The following is a 16,655-nucleotide window of genomic DNA, read 5'->3' as shown; positions in this document are numbered from 1 at the left end:
GATAAGCGGCTGGCGGGACAAGCTGCGATCGATGCAGCCTTCTCTCGCCAGCCCACCACCGGGGATGCGCGCATGATGACGAGGTTGGTAGACAGGGTGGCGATCGTCACAGGCGGCGGCGGCGGTATCGGCGCCGCGGTCGCGCGACGCCTGGTCGCGGAGGGCGCGCGCGTCGTGATCGCCGACCTGTTCGAGGCCGCCGCCGTTCGCGCGGCGGAACCGCTGGGCGACAAGGCGCTGCCGGTCCAGTTCGATGCCGCCGACCCGCAGTCGGTGAAGGCGATGGTGGATCGCGCCGTCGACCATTTCGGCAGGCTGGACATATTGCACAACAATGCGGCGATGACCGATCCGGACAAGAGCCCGCAGGACACCACCGCCGTCGATATTCCGATCGGCATCTGGCGCGAAATTCTCGACGTCAATCTCACCGGCTATCTGCTCGGATGCAAATATGCCATCCCGCATATGGTCGCGGGCGGGGGCGGTTCGATCATCAACACCGCATCCAATTCGGGCAGTGCGGGCGATCTGGCGCGCATCGCTTATGGTTCCTCGAAGGCCGCGATCATCGGGCTCACCAAATATGTAGCGACCCAGCATGGGCGGCAGAATATCCGCTGCAACAGCATCGCGCCGGGTGTGGTGCTGACCGAAGCCCTGGAAAAGACCGTGCCAGGGCTGAAGGAAATCATCCAGCGGCACATATTGACGCCGGAATTCGGAACGCCGGATGATATCGCGGCGTTGGTCGCCTTCCTCGCTTCGGACGAAGCGCGCTACATCACGGGTGAGAACATCTCGATTTCGGGCGGCGGTCTCGTCCACCAACCCCATTATGCCGACCTGCTGGCCTTCATGCAGGCGAAGGACTGAGCCGTGTCCAGCGCCTGCACGTCGGAGCATGGGAGGTTAGTGAGCGGTCCGATGAAAATAGCGGATCGTCAGCCGGCCATCGGCGACCTTGTAGGTTTCGAGGCTTGGCAGCGTAACGACGCCATCCTTGGTTTGCAGGTGGTTGGCGACATAGGCGGCGCCTTCAGCGCCGTTGACGATCACCTCCAGCGGTTCGGTCGTGCATTTTCCTCCATATTCCGCCCACATCTCCGTCATCGCGGCGTTGCCGTCCACGGCGGGCGAACCGACATATTCGATCGTGAACCCCTCTGGCCCCAACGCCCGGAAAAGACGATCGAGTTCTTCGCGCTTCCCTTCGTTCCACAGCCGGTAATTGTCCCGGATCGCCTGTTCCAGATCCAGCACGTCTGCCTCACTCATGTGCATCGCCTCCTGTCATTGCGGCTCGTCCGCATGCTCACCAGTCTCAGACGGACGGCCACGATCGCACCTGTCTTTGGCAGGGGTGGAATTTATCTCTTTTTGCTTCGGAGACTATGATGACCCAAGTCGCACAACAGCCCCTGCCGGATCACGTGCCGCCCGAACTGGCGATGGCGCTGCCGCTCTTTTCGCGGACGGTGATCTATGACAATCCACAGGAAGTGCTGATCCCCGCGATGCATGCGGAGCTGCCGCCGATCACCTATGTCACCAACATCTTCCCGGGCGATCAACCTGGCTGGCTGCTCAAAAATGCCGAGGATGTACAGGCAATGCTGCGCGATGCCGACAATTTCACCAAGAACGGCATGGGCAAATGGGCGCAGAATATCGGCGAAAACTGGCTGGTCATTCCGACCGAGGCCGACCCGCCAGTCCACACCGGCTATCGCAAGGCGCTGAACAGTCATTTCTCACCGCAGAAGATGTTCGCGATGAAGGAGCAGGTGCGCGAGCGAGCGCAGGCCTTGATCGACGCCTTCAAGGATCGCGGGCAATGCGATTTCATCGATGAATTTTCGGAAAAATTCCCGATCTACATCGTCCTCGATCTGCTGGGCCTGCCGCAGGAAAGAATGACGCAATTCCTTAAATGGGAAAAGGAAATGCTCCATTCCAACGACTGGCAAGTGCGCGGTAACGCTGTACGCTGCGTAAAGGACTATCTGCTGGAAGAGATTGAGGCACGCCGCCAGCAGCCGCGCGACGACTATATCAGCAAGGTGCTGACCTTCGAGGTCGATGGCCGTTTGTGGAATGATGACGAGGTGTTCGGCCATTGCTTCAATCTGTACATTGGCGGCCTCGACACGGTTACGTCCCTGCTCGGCAACATCTTCAACTATCTGGCGTCGCATCCGGACAAACAGAACGCGCTGCGCGTTGATCCATCGCTGATCGTCCTGGCAGTCGAAGAATTCCTGCGCGCTTTCGCGCCGGTTACGGCCTTCCGTATCGCAACCAAGGTCATCGAGATTCATGGGCAGAAAATAATGCCCGGCGATTATGTGGCGTTTAGTTCCCCCGTGGTGGGACGCGATCCGGCTTTCTATGAAGATCCCCAGGCGATCCGCTTCGATCGCAAGGCGCCGCACATGTCGCTGGGCAGTGGCATCCACAAATGCCTGGGGATGCACCTGGCACGGCTGGAACTGCAGATCGCGGTCGAGGAATTCGTCAAGGCCATACCGGAATTCCGGATCAAGGACGGTTTCCGGGTGCCATATTATGTGGGCAATATCCTGCATGTGCCAGACCTCCATTTGCAATGGAGCTGAACAGGATCGGCGGCTGAATTGCCGCGACATCGGGGCTGACGCCTGAAACTCGGATCTGGAGCGGGTGTCTGATGACGCCGGCCATCTGCTCTGGCGCCACATTCGCTTCGGATGAAAAGCTACGGGTCGAGCCGTTAGCCATGGCACTCCTGCAATAGTTTGGCAGTCAGGCAGACCCAGTTGGGGATTTACGAAGGACGTTCACAGTGATTAGCTCGCTTGCGAACTTGGAAAAGGCCAGGGATATTTCATGACGGATAATATCAGGAAAATTGGCTTCATCGGCCTTGGCAGCATGGGTGGCGATCAGGCGCGGGAATTGGCCAAATTGCCGCTCGAACTTACTGTGTACGACCTGTTTCCCGAGGCATTGGCGAAGTTCGAGGGCCGCGCCACGCTCGCCGCATCCATCGCGGATGTCGGCGTCGATGCCGACGCTGTCGGCATTTGCGTGCGGGACGATACGCAGGTACTGGAATGCGTCGATGCGCTGTTGCCCGTAATGAAGCGGGGCGCGACCCTGCTCATCCACAGCACGATCAAGCCTAAGACCGCGCAGCAGATTGCCAAGCGCGCCGCTTCTGTGGGCGTCGACGTCCTCGACGCGCCGGTTACACGCACCGAAATGACCAAGGATGGTCCGTTCGTCTTCTGCATGACCGGCGGCGATGAATCCGTCGCCGAGCGCGTCCGGATTATCCTCGACGCCTTTTCGACGAACAGGATGCACATCGGCCCGCTCGGATCGGCCATGGCGCTCAAGATTTGCAACAATCTCGTATCCTGGTGCGGCATCATGCTGGGTGTCGAGGTCGCCAATGTGGCGGAGGCGTCCGGCGTGCCGATGGATAAGCTGCTGAACGTGATGAAGCGCAACGGCAATCTCACCCCGCCGATGGCGGGTTTCATCGATTTCCGCAACAATCCGGGAGACGCCGCCCGACGCGCCTTCTTTGCCAGCCAAGCGGGCATCGGCGAAAAGGACCTTGCACTGGCCGAGGAGCTGGCGGCTAATGCCGATGCCCCGTCGCCGATCACCAGCCATACCAAGACGCTGCTCAAGAAAACGCTGCTTGCGATCTGTGAAAGCTAGATTGTCACAATCCGCAGGAATCAGGTTTCGCGGACAAAGCTCGACGTGCTCGATTTTGTATCGATTCCCGCTACTTGCGACCTATCCTTTCTAATTCCTCGGCGAACTTATAATTGTGGTTATTTCGTCCAAGATTAAGGGGCGCTTTCTCGAAGGGAAGAGCGTCAATTCGATCAACGGCAGTTCATCATTGCCGTAGCTCGACGATCTTTTTTGCAGGATGGCTATCCCCAGACAACCATGTGAGGAATAGCTGCAACGGTTGGTGGCTCGAAGAGCCCCTGGGGGCGTTATTTTCCTTCGAAAGGTGAGATGTTTACGGCCGTCCTTGAGCACGTAAACTCGGAGTGCCACAGACGGCTTTGCTCGATACTTGATTCCTTTGAATATTTCGCCACGGCGGTCGAACGCTTCGGTCTTAATTTTCTGAAAACGGTGACCTGCTCCCCTGATTGTTACCATTCAGAGGTAGGGTCCCGCTCCTTTGATCCGACACCATTCTCTGGTCCACCCCGGGTTAGAGTTTCGCGGCCGGTCTCACGCAGAATGTAACTGACACAATCGCACTCATTGGGCCACCGACCATAAAAATTAACATAATACGTATTCACAATCTGTTGAACCGCCGAGGTGCTCCCCGTGGGTATCTGGCTGGCACAATTTTGAATTTTTAGCACGTCGGATGGGGCCGCAAAAGCGGAGGCTTTACCCGCTCCGGAGAACGGATTTTGATGATTATCATCGACAAGGCGCGAAGATGTTCGTGCCGCAGGGATCCTATTCAAAATTCAAAATCAATCCTCGTGGGTCTGTGCGGCCATCAAATTGACAATGGAACTACAAAGGTTTATATTGTCTCAAGAAGTTCAATATTGTTGTTGATTAAATTGTTGAATTTCTAAAATCGAACAGAAATTTGTCGCTATATAAATCAATTCCGTGCGTGTTTATTTGTAATCCTACTCCCGCAACCAAACACACACACACAACATACGCCGCCCAGGGAAATCCGCGGGCGGCGTTCCTCGTTCAGCAACACAGGCCGCGTGACGTACTCCCCTGAAATGTGATCGATTTTGAGTATAGTCCGACGTGAAAGAGTGATCTGCCTCCCGCTGAGTGGCCCAGAGACTATGATAGTCTGGACCACGAAAGGGACGACAGACGCCAAGCAAGAAGCACAAGTCGGAAGAGATCATCGGCAAGCTGCGTGAAGTTGAGATCGTGCTGGCGCAGGGGGCCTCGACTGCCGAGGCATGCCGGCGGATCGCAGTCAGCGAGCAAACATATTATCGTTGGCGCAAGGAGTATGGCGGCCTCAAGACCGATCAGGCTCAGCGAATGAAAGATCTGGAGAAGGAGAACCAGCGGCTGCGCCGGGCGATCTCGGACCTGACACTGGATAAACTGATCCTTCAGGAAGCCGCACGGGGAGCCGAAGGCCAGCTCAGCTAAACTTCTAAGCCCCTCGCGACGACGACGCTGCATCGATCATGTGCGACGAGAGCTTCCGGTGCCGGTGTCCGAACGACGGATCTGCCGGGTGCTGGGCCAGCATCGATCGACACAGGGCAAATGGAAAGTGAACCATAAACGAGTTGAGCGGATCTGGCGGCGTGAGGGGCTAAAGGTTCCGCTGCGCCAGCCAAAACGTGGACGCATGTGGCTTAACGACGGGTCCTGCATCCGCCTGCAGCCCCAATATCCGGGGCATTATGGGCTTACGACTTCGTCGCAGGGCGCACGCATGAGGGTGGCAAGTTCCGTATCTTGACCATCATCGACGAGGCCAGCAGGGAATGCCTCGCGCCCATCGTTGCACGGCAGCTCCGCCATGAAGACGTGCTGGCGGCCCTGGCCGACTTGTTCATCTCCCGCGACCCGCGCGCACATATACGGTCGGACAACGGCAGCGAATTTATCGCAACTGCCGTCCAGAAATGGCTGGGGCAGATCGGCGTGAAGACGCTCTACATCGCACCGGGATCACCATGGGAGAATGGATATAACGAAAGCTTCGATGGGTCGCTTCGCAACGAACTGCTTAATGGCAAGATCTTCTATAGTCTCGCCGAGGCCAAAGTGCTGATCGAATCATGGCGGCGGCATTACAACACTGTCCGCCCGCACGGCAGCCTGGGCTACCGACCACCGGCCCGGAAACGGCGACACCGCCATATCTCGGCCTCCGGTTCCGCTTCGCTCCACCTCCGTCTGGATATGGCGGCAATAACCTTAATTCACTAACAAACCAATCGGTCCATTCGGCGGGGGCAGATCAGGAGCAATTTGCAGTTTCCCAACGAAAAGGTTCCGCTTGCTCACTCCACGCGCGTGCCTCGTTGGGTGAATGACGACGTGCGGCGCACCTTCGTGAACCACAAGCCGAGACTGCGGGATCAGTTCGGCATAGCGCCCGCCGGTGGGATAGATCGGGACCGACGCATCGCGATCACCGTAAATGATCGTCATCCGCAACCGAAGCGCCTCCGCTTTCGCCCGGAAATCCGTGTGCATGAAGGCACGTTGGAGATCGATGGAGGTCCATCGTGAGCAGTCGAGGATCATGCTACCGAGCCATTCGCTGACTGCTGGATTGGTCCCCGGCGCAAACGCATCCTTGGTGGCCTCGATTCAGCCCCCAGAATCGCTCCCATCTGTGTCATGAGCATATCGAGCATTTCTGCCGACGCGCCGGGCGGGGCTTCTCTTCCGAGGCGACCAGAAGCGGCCCCATCGCTCCAACGATGACCATCCTCGCTTTCGACAAAAGGCACTGTCATGCCGCACCTCCATCTAGAAAGCCTACGACCTCTGCGATGCGCCCTTGCGCGTCGACCCGCACGAAATCGGTTCCTCGCACCACAGGCTCCCCGCTATCGATCGAAAGCGCCCAAGAGAAACGGATATTGCCGCCATGCTCGTCGACCGGGCCGGTGAGTGCGAAGTCATGTCCAGGAAATTGCGATCGCGCCGCGGCGATCATGGCCGAAATGCCTTCTCGTCCTTCTCCCTGCATCAAAGGATCTACGTAAAGGGCATCGACCAGCTGCTTGCGGCCCATGCCGATGGCGGCGGCGACATGCCCGAGGCCGTCGACCGTGCCCTGATCGCAGCCGACGATATGCAATGGCGCCCGGAGGCCGCCAAGGCGGTGCTGCTGATCTCGGACGCACCACCCCATCGCGACGCGTTCGGCGCGACGCTCGATGCGGTCGCGCATTTGCGCGAGCAGGGCGTCAGAATTGTCCCGATCGCGGCGAGCGGCGTCGAGGATAGCGCCCAATATGTCATGCGGGCGATGGCAGCGCTCACCGGAGGGCGCTATATCTTCCTTACCGACGATAGTGGTATCGGCAACGGACATGCCGAGCCGAATATCGACTGCTATGTCGTGACCCGGCTCAACCAACTGATTGCGCGGGTGCTCGCGGGAATTGTGGGAGGCCATCGCGTCGAACCGGAGCAGGGCGAGATTATCCGGACAGTCGGCAGCTATGATCGAGGTCGATGTAAGACAACGCAAATACAGCGTACTGATGCACAGGTCGAGCATGAGGGCTAATATTCTGTCGCCTGGGATCGCTAGCGGACCGTCTGATCCCGATATGAAAGGAATTTGCCGCTGAACGCCTCCAGAGGGTCGGGTCCGCACGGCCCGCAGCCGCTGCTGACCCTACGCCGCTTTCACCGATCCGGGCCAGATGCCAGGCAGGGCACATTGTCACCAGTCCAATCGATCTCGGTCGTTGTAGGCACTCTACTGCGTGCCTGAGCATCCGTGTTTTTGCCGCTCGGATTGTAGGTTATCCATGCCATGCTGTTATCAAACGCAGCGATGCGACCATTGTCATGCTGCGCTTTGGAAGCATCGACTTCCGTTTGTTCGGTTCTCGATCCACGGATCATGCGCAACGAGCCGTCATATATGTCGAATGCACGGTAATATGCGCGCCCAAACATCCGGTTATTAATATCATCCTTGTGCGACCACTGCTCCGCCCTTGTCGTGGATGGCAGGCGGACCGTGGTGACGTGACAGCTAAAATCCGGCTTGTTGTAGAATGGCAGCGCCTGATCCTGCTCTTTCGCGCGTATTCGCTTTTCTGGCGGGTTGAAGCCACCACCCGGCAGCGCCAGCGATTTTACTCCATCGCCGTCATCGTCCCAGTCGACGGCGCCTGTGCCGACGACGGTCAATATGCTGGCCTGCGCCTTCGCATCATAGCGCCACTGAACATCCTCGATGGTCTGCCATGTATTTCCGATCGCATTCTGACGAAACGCGCTGAGCAGTTGCGTGGGCGTCGCTACAGAAAATTGCACCTCCTGCTGCAAGCCTTCGATTCCGCGCTTGATGGTTGTATTGGTAATGCGTGCGGGCTTGTCGAAGCCAGCACGCGCATCGATTTCGAATAGCGTGATCTCATTCGGTCGCGAAGCAGGTGCCCAGCCAAGCCGCTCAAGACCGCCTCCCTGCCTGGTCAACGGCAAAACCCATCGATAGGAAATGACCGGCTCTTGTGTAGGTGGGACAACGGCAGGCATCGTGCCATCAAGCCAATAGATCTTTCCATCGATGCTCGCCCGTACCAGCACGTGATCGAACATGCGTGGGCTGGGCAGCCGCTGATCCATGCCATCATCAGTACCACTATTATTGACGAGGACCGGCTCGGCTTCGACGCCTAGCTCACGCAGCAATGCCAACAGCAGAGCGGTCTTGGCCTTGCAATCGCCGTAACGGCGTTGCCATGTCTCATCGGCTCCTGCCGGTGTCAGATTGCCGCCATTCAGCCCGACATAAATATAGCGGACATCCTGCTGCACCATTTTCAGGGCGGCGGCAGCGCGGTCGAGCGGCTTCGCATGGGCCGCGGCGATGCGGGCGGCCTCCTGCTTGAGTGAGGAGTTGGCGTTCAGACTCGACGCATTGGCAAATAGCGGCGCAAAAAGGCGCGATATGCCCTGCCAGTCGCTGAAACTGCTATACTCGACGACCCGCTGCCATTGATAACGAGGGGGCGCATCCTTGGGCGGCGCCAGGACGCCAGGGTTGTCGAACCGATAGTCGATGGCATTCGGGCTCTGTTCAGCCACCGTCATCATATCGTTGGTCATCTTGATGGCGGGCTTGTTTTTTTCCTCCCAACTTAGACGAAGATGGTATCGGCCCGGCGCCGGATCGGCGGCAAGGAGAAGCAGGCCGGCATCGTCCTTCCCCAACGTGGGATCACTCGCAGGGAGCGTTGCGCCAAACTCGATTTCATCCCCGACCCTGAGATCGGGCACACGCAAAACGGCGGTCAGATTGCCATCCAGCCTTGCCGCTTCAAGCTGGTCTTCTCGACGCAGAATCTCGAACGAAGCCGTCTTCAATAAGTCGATGACCTGACCTTCGCGATGGATCTTCATTGCGTGGACGACAGGCGAACCAGCCGCTGGATTCCATGCCAGCGACAGATTGCCAAGCTGAAGCGCGTTGGGATGTAGGATCTTTATGCGATAGCCGTTGTAGAGCAGTTGCCCTTTGTCATCGAGATGAACCTCAGTGTCCTGACGGCGGATGAAAACCGCGCCTGCAGCGTCGGCAGGAACAGGCATAGGCTCCGACTGGACGGCCCATTTGGGCGCAGGCCCAGTTTGAATCTTACTGTTCGCTGCATAAGCGGTGGATCCGGCAAGCAGGCTCGCCAAGCAAGCAGAAATCGTGAACCGCACAACATCCCCCTGAGATTTGCGCCATAATGTCTGCGGCTGCGGTTTAAGCAAGTGTTTGATGGCTCTTGCAATCGCGGGTGAATATCCAAGGCTCTTCGGCAACGGGGGCATCGACCTCTCGTCCGCCGTTGAGAGCAGGACGTAAGGCGTCAAACGGCGCCAAAGGGGTTGCAAGCGGAACCGGATCGCGACCTCGGACAAGATCAGAAAAGGGTCATAAGTCTCGCATGCTGCAATTTCGCTTGTCCCGTGGGCCTGCTATTCTAAGCTGGCGACCAGCGTGGGGGAGCGACATGGGTATATTGGATTTTCTGTCGAAACAGTTTGTGGATGTCATCGACTGGGTGGAAGAGCCGGGTCAGCTCGGCTGGCGCGTTCCGCTCGCCGACCGGGAAATCCAGAATGGCGCGCAACTGACGGTGCGGGAGGGGCAGATCGCCGCCTTCTTCAACGAAGGGCGGATCGCGGATATGTTCGGTCCCGGCCTTTACACGCTCGACACATCTACCCTGCCACTGATGACGGCCATCATGAACTGGGACAAGGGTTTCAAGTCGCCCTTCAAGTCGGACGTCTATTTCTTCTCCGAAAAGGAGCAGATCGGCCTGAAATGGGGCACGGCGCAGCCGGTGACGCTACGCGATCCCGAACTGGGGCCGCTGCGCGTCCGCGCCTTTGGCAGTTACAGCTTCCGTATCAAAGAGGTAGCACCCTTTGCCTCGCGCATCATGGGCACGCTGGGCGAGGTGAAGGTGGCGGATATCGAGCCGCAACTGCGTGCCGCGATCCAGACTGCGCTTGCGACGGGGGTGGCCGGCGGCGGCACCGCTTTCCTGGATCTGGCAGCCAGCCAGACCGCTTTGTCCGAAGCGCTCAAGGCCGCGGTCACGCCGACCTTCGCCCAATGGGGGCTGTCGGTCGAAAGCTTCTTTGTAGAGAGCCTGTCCCTTCCCGAAGAGGTACAGAAACATCTCGACAAGGCCAGTTCGATGCGCGTGCTGGGCGATCTTGACCGCTACGCCAAATTCCAGGCAGCCGAAGCAATCGAGACGGCCGCCGCTCAGTCTGGTGGCGTTGCCGGGGTCGGTGCCGGCGCTGCGGCCGGGCTGGCCATCGGCCAGGCGATGACCGGCGCCTTGGGCGGCACAGCGAGCGCGCCCTCCGCCCCGGCCGAAGACCCGTTCGCGCTGATCGAAAAGCTGCACAAGCTGCTGGATATGGGCGCGCTGACCCAAGCCGAATTCGATACGAAGAAGGCGGAACTGCTGGGCCGTATTCGATAGCACCGTATGCAGTTGGTCACCTGTCCCACTTGCGGCGCGGAGGTTGCCTTCCGCTCGTCGGCGCTGCCCGTTCGGGTGTGCGACTATTGTCGCACGCTCGTGGTGCGTTACAATCAGGGCGCGCAGGGGATGGGGGAGGCTGGCGTCCTGCCGTTCGATATCAGCCCGATCCAGATCGGGACGGAAGGGCGCTGTTTCGATCAGAATTTCCAGATCATCGGTCGGGTGCGCTGGGCCTGGGACGATGGCGCCTGGAACGAATGGCTGATGCTTCTGGCTGACGGCAGTCACGCCTGGCTTGGGGAGGCTATGGGCCAATTTATGGCGCTGCGCGAGGTAGAACTGACGGGATCGCTGGCGCAGGTCATCCGCCGCCTGATGAACGATACCCCTGTCAAACCGGGCGAAAGCGGCAATATCGCCGGACAATCCTATGAGGTCGCCGATATCCGCACCGTATGCTGCATCGGCTGCGAAGGCGAACTGCCCTTCACCGCGCCCATCGGCTGGGAAGCGCTAAGCGTCGATTTTCGCAATCGCGACGGGCGCTGCGCCTCCTTCCAGAAAGATCGGCATGGACCGTCCCTCTATGTCGGCCATCATGTGAACCTGGCCTCGCTGCAACCGCGTAACCTGCGTCCGCTTCCCGGCTGGAGCCTGCCCGCTTATGGCTGAGGAGGACAGCGTCCGCGCCCTGTCATGCCCGGCCTGCGGCGGGACGATCGCCCTTCGCGCGGCCGGCTATACGGTCACGCTGGCCTGCGAATATTGCGGCACGCTGATCGACGCGACCGATCCGGCGGCGCGGATCATCACCCGCTACAATGAAATGCAGGCTTCGCTTGCGATCCCGCTCGGCACGCGCGGCACGTTGCGCGGCGTGGAATGGGAAGCGATCGGCTGGCTGCAACGGTCGGACGGCTGGGCGATCTGGGACGAATATCTGCTGTTCAATCCCTATGTCGGCTATCGTTGGCTGATCGCGCAGAATGGCCAGTGGAGTCTGGGCACGATGCTGACCGCCGCGCCGCAGCGCGACGGGCCGGACCGGGTCGTCGCTGGTCGACGCTTCACCCCCTTTTACAGCGTCACAACTGCGCGCGTGACGCGGGTGGCGGGCGAATTCTACTGGCGGGTGAAGCCGGGCGAGGAAGTGCGCGCGAGCGACTATGTACGCCCCGGCTTCATGCTCAGCCTGGAACAGGATGATCGGGAGAATAGCTGGACGATCAGCGAACTGTTGACCGGGCGGGAGATACGGGCGGCATTCGATGTCGATCCGCCGCCCGTCTGGATACCCGGTATGACGCCGCTGGCGCACCAGCCTTCGCCCTATGCCCGGCGGATCAAGGGCTGGTGGCCGATCGCTGCCCTGTCCTTCGTGGCGCTGCTGGTTTTGCTGACCCTGTTCGGCAGGACCATGCAACCGCAAATGTTCAGCCTGTCGGTGACGCCCGACGGCCCCACAGTGTCGCAGACATTCGGCCCAATCGTGCTGCCGCTCGGCAAACAGGCGATGACGGTCGAGGCGATGACACCCGGTGTGGAGCAAGGCTGGGTCGATATCGACGTCGCCTTCGTCAATCGTAAGACGCAGGACAGCTATGACGCCTATGCCCTGAACGAACATTATTCGGGCCGGGACTCGGACGGCTATTGGTCCGAAGGGGCGCGGTCGCAGACCTTGAAGGTTGCGAGTCTGCCTGCCGGAACTTACGATCTCGTCGTCGATGCGCAGGCGCATCATTGGGGCAGTTCTGGCAATTGGACCTTTGACGCGTCGAGCAGTACCTACAAGACCGAAGGCCAGCCCCCGATCGAGGTCAACCTGACGGTGGCGCGCGGCGCTCGCTTCACGTCCAATTTCTGGCTGGCGGTGCTGATGATCCTGTTACCACCATTGTTCATGCTGGTCCTTCACATCTTGTTCGAAAATGCCCGGCTGGCGCAGAAGGACGGTTCACCCGCCGATGCCGACGACTGGTTGCGGGGGATGGAAGCGCCATGAGCCGCAGCAGCTTCCTCTACGCCCTTTGGTGCCTGGGCGTATTGGGTCTTTATCTGACTGCCGCGGCGCAGGGCTATTCGCCCTTCGCCGACGGCGGACGCACTGCCGGCGCCGCCCGCGCCTACGGCCCCACCCATAAATAGGAGACGTCGATGATCATCGCTCTGCCGACCTTGCTCAATTCGTTGGTCTATGCCGGGATCGGCATGCTCGTTTTCGTCGCCGGCTTCGTTCTTTTGGACCTGCTGACGCCGGGCAAGCTGTGGGAGGAGATAAGGGACAAGCAGAATGTCGCCGTTGCCCAGTTCGCTGGCGCCATCGCCATTGCCCTGGGTATCATCGTAGCTGCCGCTATTCATGGCTGACGCATCGGCGCCGACCGAGCGCAGGCGCACCGCGCTGGTCGGGTTGCTGCTGGCCAGCGTGTTCGCTGTCGCGACCTGCGGCCTCATCTACGAACTGCTTGCCGGGACGATCGCCAGCTATCTGCTGGGCGACAGCGTCACGCAATTTTCGATCATCATAGGCACCTATCTGTTCGCCATGGGAGTGGGCAGTTGGTGCTCACGCTATGTCAAGCGCGACGAGCTGCGCCTGTTCATCCGGGTCGAGATATTGGTGGCGCTGGTGGGTGGCTGGTCGGCAGCGGGGTTGTTCCTGCTTTTCCCGCTGGTGGAGCAGTTTCGCCCGATCCTCTATGGCCTTGTCTTTGTCATCGGCTTTCTGGTGGGTCTGGAGATTCCGCTGCTGATGCGCATCCTGCGCGACCGGTTCGATTTCAGCGAGACGGTGTCGAACGTGCTGACCTTCGACTATGTCGGCGCACTGGCTGCTTCATTGCTGTTTCCGCTCCTGCTGGTGCCACATCTGGGACTGATCCGAACCGGGCTCATGTTCGGCCTGCTCAATGTCGGTGTCGCGCTGCTCCTGTTGCTTCTAGTACCATCACGCGCCAGCCTGATGCGGGAACGCATTCTGGCGTTGGTCGTGATGATGAGCCTGATCGCAGGCTTGCTGACGGCCGAGCGAATCCAGCGCTGGTCGGAAATCGCCGCTTATGGGGAGCGCGTGATTTACGCGACGTCCAGCCCCTATCAGCGGCTGGTGCTGACCCGACACGACGATGACATCCGCCTATACCTCAACGGCAACCTCCAATTTTCCTCACGCGACGAATATCGCTATCATGAAGCGCTGGTGCATCCGGCAATGGGCCGTGTAGCACGCCCGGCCAATGTACTGATCCTGGGCGGGGGCGACGGGCTGGCCGCGCGCGAGGTGTTCCGCCATCCCGGCGTGCGGCATGTCACATTGGTCGACCTTGATCCCGCCATGACCCGCCTGTTCAGTCAGACCGGCCTGCTGCGCGCGCTGAACGGCGATGCGCTGACCGACAAGCGTATGCATGTCGTCAACGCTGATGCTTTCCGGTGGGTACGCGAGACGAAGGCGCGCTTCGATGTCATCATCGTCGACTTTCCCGATCCGGTCGATTTCTCGGTGGGCAAGCTCTATACCGAAACCTTCTACCGCATGTTGCGCCCGCATCTGGCGCCCGGCGGCATGGCAGTGGTCCAGAGCACGTCGCCGCTGGTCGCGCCCGCCGCTTTCTGGACGGTGGCGCAGACGCTGGAGACGGCCGGTTTTCAGACCAGACCCTATCATGTCTATGTGCCGAGCTTCGGCGAATGGGGCTTCATCCTGGCCGGGCTGGTCGATCCTGGCACGACGACGCGCCTGCTGCCTGGCAATCGATTTTTGTCGGATGCGACCGCCCGGCAGGCATTGGTCTTTCCGCTCGACATGGCACGCCGCCGGGTGCCGGTAAACCGTCTGGACAATCAGGCGCTGGTGCGCAGCTTCGCCGAGGAATGGGCGCGCTATGAAGGCTGACGCGGGCGGCCCAAGCAGGCGCGCCATCCTCAAGGGCGGGATGGCGGCTGCCACTGTGCTTGCGCTGCCAGCCTGTGAAACGCCGACTTCGGGCAGCAGCGGGGGAGCGGACATGGCGCTTGGCCACCGCCTGCGCGATGGCGCCTTCCCCGAACCGGTGCGCGAAGAGCGCGTGCCGCTCCTGATCGCTGGCGGTGGCGTGGCGGGGCTGTCGGCGGGCTGGCGATTGCGTGAGGCCGGCTTCGACGATTTCCGCCTGATCGAACTCGAAGACCAGCCTGGCGGCAATGCCCGTGGCGGTCGCAATGCCGTGTCAGCCTATCCCTTGGGCGCGCATTACCTACCCATTCCCAACGAGGAAGCGCGCGGGCTGCGCCATATGCTGCGACAAATGGGGGTGATCGTGGGCGAGCGGGATGGCAAGCCGGTCTATGACCCGCTGCAACTCTGCGCCGATTTGCAGGAGCGGCTGCTCTGGCAGGGGAAATGGCAGGAGGGGCTGGTACCCCGAACCGGCCTGTCTTCCAAGGACGAAGCCGACCTTGCCGCCTTCAACCGCACCATGGCCGACTTTTCCCGTCGCCGCGATACGGAAGGGCGGCCTGCCTTCGCCATTCCCATCGCCTATAGCGCAAGGGATGCCGATCTGCTTGCGCTCGATCGGATGAGCTTCGCGCAGTGGCTCGACCAGCAGGGCTGGACCTCCTCTGTGCTGCGCGCGCATGTTCGTTACGCCTGCCGTGACGATTACGGCACTGAACCAGCCGACGTCTCCGCCTGGGCCGGCATTCATTATTTTGCGAGCCGGCGTGGCTTCACTGCGGATGGTTCGGGCGACAATGAACTGACCTGGCCTGAAGGCAATAGCCGCCTGACGAGCTTGATCGCTGATCGATTGGGGGATCGCATCACGACGGGGCAGGTCGCCTTTCGTGCCCGGCCTGACGAGAAGGGAGCGATGGTTGATGTGTTCGATGCGCAGCAGGGCAGCAGCATCCGTTATCGTGCTGACGCCGTGATCCTTGCCATGCCGCATTTCATCGCCACCCGCCTGCTGGGCGAGAAGCCCGATGCAGCCTACAGCTATGCCCCCTGGCTGATTGCCAACGTCACCGTCGATCGCGCGCCGGAGGGGAAGGGCAGCGCGCTTGCCTGGGATAATGTATCGGCCAGCAGCGCTTCGCTCGGCTATGTCGTCGCCACCCACCAGAGCGACTCGCACACGGGGCCTACGGTGCTGACTTGGTATATGGCCCTGTCCGACATGCCGCCCGCGTCCGCCCGCCGCTTGCTGGTCGACCGGTCCGATGTGGATTGGCGGCGGCTGGTGCGTGACGATTTGCTTGGGATGAATCCGGACCTGAACGGCGCGATCCGGTCGATCGACCTCTGGAAGTGGGGTCACGCCATGGTCCGGCCGACGCCAGGTTTCCTGTGGGATGTCGCGCCGCGGCAACGCGCGGCTATCCTGCCGCCCTTCTTCCGTGCCCATTCGGACCTGAGCGGGCTGTCGCTGTTCGAGGAAGCCCATTATCGTGGCATGGCCGCGGCGGAAGCGGCGCTATCCTCGATCGGCCATCCGCATGAGACGCTACTATGATTCCGCCCATTACCTATGATGGCCGACACCTGTTGGCGGACCTTTACGGATGTCCCGTGCTGGACGATGTCGCTCTGATCGACGCCGCCCTGCGCGGCGCGGCGGACAGCGCCGGGGCGACAGTGATCGGCCTTCACCTCCATCATTTCGGTGAAGGACAGGGCGTCACCGGCGTCGCCCTGCTCGCAGAATCCCACATGTCGATCCACACCTGGCCGGAACATGGCTATGCAGCCGTCGACATTTTCCTGTGCGGCGCGCGCCATGATCCGGCAGCGGCACTTCATGTGCTATGTCGATATCTGTCGCCTGCCCGCATAAGCCAGAATCTAGTACGCCGGGGTGATGTTTCCGAGTTGGCGCGAGAAGCGGACGGTCAGAAACTGGAACGCTGAAGTTGATTTTCGAGCGGCCACTATATCTGGTCCATGCTTGTTCA

General features: G+C 60.4%; 15 protein-coding genes and 1 pseudogene. 12 read left to right on the top strand and 4 right to left on the bottom strand.

Going from position 1 to position 16,655, the window contains the following annotated elements; all coding sequences use genetic code 11:
• The first annotated feature begins 72 nt into the window (after positions 1–72).
• Positions 73–876 (top strand): SDR family NAD(P)-dependent oxidoreductase, encoded by an 804-nt coding sequence (locus tag SX1_RS06935; protein ID WP_081609931.1) that lies wholly within the window; start codon positions 73–75, stop codon positions 874–876.
• Between the two features lie 36 nt (positions 877–912).
• Here SX1_RS06935 and SX1_RS06930 read toward each other — a convergent pair whose 3' ends face one another.
• Positions 913–1,278, bottom strand: a complete 366-nt coding sequence (locus tag SX1_RS06930; protein WP_017180969.1) for a nuclear transport factor 2 family protein — start codon at positions 1,276–1,278, stop codon at positions 913–915.
• A gap of 116 nt (positions 1,279–1,394) precedes the next feature.
• On the opposite strand from SX1_RS06930, the gene SX1_RS06925 reads away from it, so the two are divergent.
• The 3 genes and pseudogenes from SX1_RS06925 to SX1_RS23735 all read left to right on the top strand — a co-directional run bounded on the left by SX1_RS06925 (position 1,395) and on the right by SX1_RS23735 (position 5,958).
• Positions 1,395–2,618, top strand: coding sequence for a cytochrome P450 (locus SX1_RS06925; protein WP_017180970.1), 1,224 nt, complete (start codon positions 1,395–1,397; stop codon positions 2,616–2,618).
• A 250-nt stretch (positions 2,619–2,868) separates the two neighbouring features.
• Positions 2,869–3,711, top strand: a complete 843-nt coding sequence (locus SX1_RS06920; protein WP_017180971.1) for an NAD(P)-dependent oxidoreductase — start codon at positions 2,869–2,871, stop codon at positions 3,709–3,711.
• Between the two features lie 1,194 nt (positions 3,712–4,905).
• Positions 4,906–5,958: pseudogene (locus SX1_RS23735) on the top strand (IS3 family transposase).
• On the opposite strand, the gene SX1_RS06905 reads toward SX1_RS23735, so the two are convergent.
• The 3 genes from SX1_RS06905 to SX1_RS06895 form a co-directional block, all read right to left on the bottom strand.
• Complete coding sequence (locus SX1_RS06905) at positions 5,947–6,279, bottom strand: alpha/beta fold hydrolase (RefSeq protein WP_017180974.1); 333 nt, start codon at positions 6,277–6,279, stop codon at positions 5,947–5,949. The pseudogene SX1_RS23735 and the gene SX1_RS06905 overlap by 12 nt on opposite strands.
• 211 nt (positions 6,280–6,490) lie before the next feature.
• Positions 6,491–7,267, bottom strand: a complete 777-nt coding sequence (locus SX1_RS24645; RefSeq protein WP_198430252.1) for a nuclear transport factor 2 family protein — start codon at positions 7,265–7,267, stop codon at positions 6,491–6,493.
• A gap of 131 nt (positions 7,268–7,398) precedes the next feature.
• Positions 7,399–9,543 (bottom strand): DUF3857 domain-containing protein, encoded by a 2,145-nt coding sequence (locus SX1_RS06895; RefSeq protein ID WP_253204306.1) that lies wholly within the window; start codon positions 9,541–9,543, stop codon positions 7,399–7,401.
• A gap of 182 nt (positions 9,544–9,725) precedes the next feature.
• Here SX1_RS06895 and SX1_RS06890 point away from each other — a divergent pair, with 182 nt between their 5' ends.
• Genes SX1_RS06890 through speD form a run of 8 tightly spaced genes read left to right on the top strand, consistent with a single transcriptional unit; the run spans position 9,726 to position 16,611 of the window.
• Positions 9,726–10,715 (top strand): SPFH domain-containing protein, encoded by a 990-nt coding sequence (locus SX1_RS06890; protein ID WP_017180977.1) that lies wholly within the window; start codon positions 9,726–9,728, stop codon positions 10,713–10,715.
• A 6-nt stretch (positions 10,716–10,721) separates the two neighbouring features.
• Entirely contained in the window at positions 10,722–11,390 is a 669-nt protein-coding gene (locus SX1_RS06885; protein ID WP_017180978.1) for a DUF4178 domain-containing protein, read from the top strand.
• On the top strand, positions 11,383–12,723 hold the full coding sequence (locus SX1_RS06880; RefSeq protein WP_017180979.1) for a DUF4178 domain-containing protein: 1,341 nt from the start codon (positions 11,383–11,385) through the stop codon (positions 12,721–12,723). Before SX1_RS06885 ends, SX1_RS06880 begins: the two co-directional genes overlap by 8 nt.
• A complete protein-coding gene (locus tag SX1_RS24475) occupies positions 12,720–12,866 on the top strand; it encodes a hypothetical protein (protein WP_017180980.1) in 147 nt (48 codons plus the stop codon). The genes SX1_RS06880 and SX1_RS24475 overlap by 4 nt, the downstream gene beginning before the upstream one ends.
• A 9-nt stretch (positions 12,867–12,875) precedes the next feature.
• Positions 12,876–13,088, top strand: coding sequence for a DUF350 domain-containing protein (locus SX1_RS06870; RefSeq protein WP_017180981.1), 213 nt, complete (start codon positions 12,876–12,878; stop codon positions 13,086–13,088).
• Complete coding sequence (locus SX1_RS06865; RefSeq protein WP_017180982.1) at positions 13,081–14,616, top strand: polyamine aminopropyltransferase; 1,536 nt, start codon at positions 13,081–13,083, stop codon at positions 14,614–14,616. The genes SX1_RS06870 and SX1_RS06865 overlap by 8 nt, the downstream gene beginning before the upstream one ends.
• Positions 14,606–16,216, top strand: a complete 1,611-nt coding sequence (locus SX1_RS06860) for an NAD(P)-binding protein (protein ID WP_017180983.1) — start codon at positions 14,606–14,608, stop codon at positions 16,214–16,216. Before SX1_RS06865 ends, SX1_RS06860 begins: the two co-directional genes overlap by 11 nt.
• Positions 16,213–16,611 (top strand): adenosylmethionine decarboxylase, encoded by a 399-nt coding sequence (gene speD / locus SX1_RS06855; protein ID WP_019052409.1) that lies wholly within the window; start codon positions 16,213–16,215, stop codon positions 16,609–16,611. The genes SX1_RS06860 and speD overlap by 4 nt, the downstream gene beginning before the upstream one ends.
• Positions 16,612–16,655: the final 44 nt, after the last annotated feature.

It is taken from the genome of Sphingobium xenophagum NBRC 107872 (assembly GCF_000367345.1).
In the GTDB taxonomy this organism is placed as follows: Bacteria; Pseudomonadota; Alphaproteobacteria; order Sphingomonadales; family Sphingomonadaceae; genus Sphingobium; species Sphingobium xenophagum.
This window is presented reverse-complemented; position numbering and strand designations above follow the sequence as displayed.

Bases quoted from the DNA above. Each gene is read 5' to 3' on its own strand.
- SX1_RS24475 (WP_017180980.1), top strand. From the start codon at position 12,720: ATGAGCCGCAGCAGCTTCCTCTACGCCCTTTGGTGCCTGGGCGTATTG.
- SX1_RS06935 (WP_081609931.1), top strand. From the start codon at position 73: ATGATGACGAGGTTGGTAGACAGGGTGGCGATCGTCACAGGCGGCGGC.
- SX1_RS06895 (WP_253204306.1), bottom strand. From the start codon at position 9,543: ATGCCCCCGTTGCCGAAGAGCCTTGGATATTCACCCGCGATTGCAAGA.
- SX1_RS24645 (WP_198430252.1), bottom strand. From the start codon at position 7,267: ATGCTCGACCTGTGCATCAGTACGCTGTATTTGCGTTGTCTTACATCG.
- speD (WP_019052409.1), top strand. From the start codon at position 16,213: ATGATTCCGCCCATTACCTATGATGGCCGACACCTGTTGGCGGACCTT.
- SX1_RS06925 (WP_017180970.1), top strand. From the start codon at position 1,395: ATGATGACCCAAGTCGCACAACAGCCCCTGCCGGATCACGTGCCGCCC.
- SX1_RS06860 (WP_017180983.1), top strand. From the start codon at position 14,606: ATGAAGGCTGACGCGGGCGGCCCAAGCAGGCGCGCCATCCTCAAGGGC.
- SX1_RS06930 (WP_017180969.1), bottom strand. From the start codon at position 1,278: ATGAGTGAGGCAGACGTGCTGGATCTGGAACAGGCGATCCGGGACAAT.
- SX1_RS06865 (WP_017180982.1), top strand. From the start codon at position 13,081: ATGGCTGACGCATCGGCGCCGACCGAGCGCAGGCGCACCGCGCTGGTC.
- SX1_RS06905 (WP_017180974.1), bottom strand. From the start codon at position 6,279: ATGATCCTCGACTGCTCACGATGGACCTCCATCGATCTCCAACGTGCC.
- SX1_RS06870 (WP_017180981.1), top strand. From the start codon at position 12,876: ATGATCATCGCTCTGCCGACCTTGCTCAATTCGTTGGTCTATGCCGGG.
- SX1_RS06880 (WP_017180979.1), top strand. From the start codon at position 11,383: ATGGCTGAGGAGGACAGCGTCCGCGCCCTGTCATGCCCGGCCTGCGGC.
- SX1_RS06920 (WP_017180971.1), top strand. From the start codon at position 2,869: ATGACGGATAATATCAGGAAAATTGGCTTCATCGGCCTTGGCAGCATG.
- SX1_RS06885 (WP_017180978.1), top strand. From the start codon at position 10,722: ATGCAGTTGGTCACCTGTCCCACTTGCGGCGCGGAGGTTGCCTTCCGC.
- SX1_RS06890 (WP_017180977.1), top strand. From the start codon at position 9,726: ATGGGTATATTGGATTTTCTGTCGAAACAGTTTGTGGATGTCATCGAC.